This is a genomic window from bacterium (assembly GCA_030018315.1).
Taxonomy (GTDB): domain Bacteria; phylum Hydrothermota; class UBA3073; order JACQXS01; family JAGMCI01; genus JASEGA01.
In genome coordinates this window covers 1-3786 of sequence record JASEGA010000055.1, presented here as the reverse complement: position 1 = coordinate 3786, position 3786 = coordinate 1, and the positions used below count along the sequence as shown (strand labels likewise).

At 38.7% G+C, this 3786-nt stretch carries 1 protein-coding gene; it reads right to left on the bottom strand.

From position 1 onward, the window contains the following. Positions 1–3771: C25 family cysteine peptidase (locus QMD71_09935; GenBank protein ID MDI6841143.1), on the bottom strand; the 3771-nt coding region annotated here is incomplete at its 3' end. Between the last annotated feature and the right edge of the window lie 15 nt (positions 3772–3786).

The following is a 3786-nucleotide window of genomic DNA, read 5'->3' as shown; positions in this document are numbered from 1 at the left end:
ATCTTTTGCTTTTATATAGTAAGAGATAACTGTATGAAGAGGCTGTCCTGGTATCTCTGCTGAATATTCCCATGGTGCCCACTCCCTTGGCAATTCTTCTACGGTAACCTCTCCTGGCTGGGTCGCTGTGGTTCCTATAATTTCGAGAGTGGCAGTAATTAGTGCTTCATCTTCAAGTATTGGGAAGTGTAGGTAAGAATAAGTTCTGTCAGACCATATCCTCCTTGGCTCAGTTTCGACCCCATTAATATAACAAGTAAATGGACCGTCAAGTAATTCTTTTGGAATAATTAGCTCACCGTAAATCATCTCACTGGTTGAATAAGGAGAATCAGTAAACCCAATAGTTATCTGTTTTTGGGATAGATTAAAATTAAAACTATTTATAGAATAATGTGCACAGGTACCTGGTTTCTTCCAATAAATGATATAAGTTCTGTCATCTACGTTAATATTCCATGCTTTACCATAGAGAGCCGATGGAAGTCCGTTCTTTGTTGTCATTGTTTGTCTCTTATACTCTCCTCCATTGATACTGTAATATAGATTTACACTATCTAATCCGGTATTATCAGCTACTATTGCAGTAACCGGATAAGAGCTGGTCGATATCGTGTTTAATAAAGGTGTATGTTCTATATTAGGTGGCATTATATCTAATAAAGTTATATCAATTGGATTCATTAATGGGAATTTATCTGCAAAATTATCTCCGGGTCCATAAATAAAAGGAATATCACCAATCCCATCACCATCAGCATCTGTGCCATAATAATTGTTCCAGTAGTTGAAACTGAAATAATAAAATCTGGGGTCGTTACTAAATATATTATTATCTACAAAATTATTATGATGCCAATAGTTCATATGAGTCGCGTAAGGGGCAATAGCACAACCATTACGTGATATATTACATTTTCTAACTTCATTACAATTACCAACCTGTCCAGTATAAATACCATAAACCTCGTTATCAAATATATCACAGCCTTCTATCGTAACACCTGCCAGAACAACATCAGTGTAAATACCCTTCCTATTATTATTAATCCTACAGTTCGCAATCTTACCAGAATAATAACAGCCATGACCACCCATTGCCCCAATACCTACGTTGTTATATGAAATATCACAATTTTCAATTACTGTATGCTCATCAGCCGCAGAGGCTATACCAGCAGTTTGATTTTGTTGTATTATACAGTTTTTGATTATTGTAGAGTATGGAGCCCACATCTCAATCCCAATCTCATTATTTAATACCCTACAGCTTGAAATAACATTATTTATACAAGGCGATTTCTTAAGGAACTCGACATCAGCTGAAGAACAATTACCTAAAGCTCCATTACAGATACCGGTGCGACAATCCCTCACTTTAACAATCTCAATTCTACCATTACTTACGCAATCTAAGACAATTCCCCTGTAAGCACTTCCACCGTCATGTATATTGCAATTCCTAATGGTAAAATATGCATCTGTCCCTCTTATGTAGATTCCAGCAGAATCTGGAATCCCTGTCGGCCCAATACCATGACTCGCGTCTATATCCCAACCTTCTATAATATATGGATCTATTTTTGTACCTGAGCCCGAAACTACCCCATTCTCTGATGTAAATGCCATATTCCCATCTATATAGATTGGATTATGCACAATGCCAGCTGGCGGTGGATTAAGCTTTCCCTCATAAGGTAGATAATTTTGTGCAGTCACTGTTATATATATTATTTCAGAGTCTGGTGATATAAGGAAGGTTGCTTCTCCATTTGTATTAGTTTTATCACTTGAATAAATCCTGCCCAGCCTTGTAAGGCATACAAATGCCCCAGGTAAAGGAACTCCATCTGATGAAACACTAACTGTAATGGGAGTTGGCTCAGTAGGTATTGTTGGTGGATGGGTAACAACCATTGGCGCAGGTTCGTCTGTCCACATAGGTAGCTGTGGGTCACCAAATAAATTAAGCTCAGATATACAATAGCGCATGAGGTTGCTAGTATCGGCAAGGGCTGCATACCTATTTTTGGACATACCATGAGCTACTCCTATACAATTATGGTATGAATAACTTTCACAAAAAGTTTCATGGTAAAAAGAAGTATCCAAGCTCTCTGAGCCTCCTATAACTCCAAGTCTTGAGTTCATAATTGTAGCAACTGCACCCCCATTTGGACTATTAACAAAATATTCTGCAAAACAATCTTCGCCGTACTCAGGGTCGCGGTCAACTTCACCGACCAGACAAGCACAGCTATGAACTATTGTAAATTTTCCATTATTAGAGAGACTCTGAAGGCAAGAGCTGTACAAAATAACTTCTTTAGTAAAACTAAGCCTGTCTTTTTTACCGTGGCAAGTTGCATTCATAAACCCAAATCCTGAATTTAATGAGTCTATAAGCGCTGTTGTTGAAAGATTACCCAGGCAATCGTACAATTTTGAGGCTTGCCAATCAGCTGGAACCATATCTGCAATGGCATCGTTACTCCAGTAACTAACTGATGCGGGAAGCAAAATTTTATTCACATAACCAGGAGATGGTGTCTTCTCATATGTAATGACTTTATTTACAAATGTATTTACCTGAGCTTCGCTACGGACTGGTGCTCGTCCAACCCAAATATCTCCGTATAGGTCTACATCATCATTTTTCTCACCCCACACGGAATCACTATCTGCATTCCAGTCACCATCTTTATCAGAAAAATACAGATCGCACGGAATGGTGTCATATGGCCATACAACGTATCCAAAATATACATCTCTCCTTGGCACTACTTCTTGTCCATTTTCATAATCACATTGACCACCAAGTAATACCCACATAGTACCCCAGCTTGAGTATGCATCCTTAATGAAATTCCTTACCTGCTCAGCTTTATCTCTACCTGCATAATTTGCATAAATGAAATTAGTAGTTACTACCTTTGCAGGCACTCCCTTCTTTGTCTTCCACTCAGCGAGTAGCTGAAATTCAGTAGCAAATGAATCAGCTGTGATTATAACATATTCAACTGTATCAGGAGGTAGCACTCTTGACCCACGAGGATAGTGAGTTATAGGACTCCATATCGGTACCATCTCAGGGTTTAATACCATTGTTTTAACCATATCCTTGAATACCTCTTTTTGCTTCAAGGTTACACTTTGAATAGGATGCACTCCTTCTTTATAAATAATCCTAAACTCAATCCTTGAGTAGAAAATTAACTTTCCTTCAGCTGGAATGTATTGGATAGGACAAATAAAAACTCCGGTAATCTTATAACCTCCCATATTCCCAGTATGCCCGAGACTGATTAGTTCAGATGGCCATGGACTTGTCTGACAATAAACTTTTTCATTGGGTTCTACCCATTTAACTAGCTCTGGAAATGATATTGGCTGAGGTGGTTGTGCAGGATAGATTTGATATACACCAGAGAGGATTTCACTCTCTTCAGATATCACCTCAACTTTTGTTACACTTGCTCCTGGTGGAATAAGAAAAGATAGCACTTTCGTAGGAAGCATAGGCGAACCCACCTGTTCAGTAGACTCACATCCCTTAAGCTTGACCACATCGTATCCTTTTAACTTACTAAACTCCAAATCTGCTGTGTTAAATCTAAGCTCTTTAACAATCTCCCCCGCAAACAATGGGATGGCTAAAATAATGGCTAAAACTACCATCCCAACCCTTTGGGCTTGAGCCCTCAAGGGCGAAGCCTTCATACTAACATACTTCTTCCCTGCAAGAGCGGGATTTCCGCTACGTTTCAACATTTTACACCTCCCTTT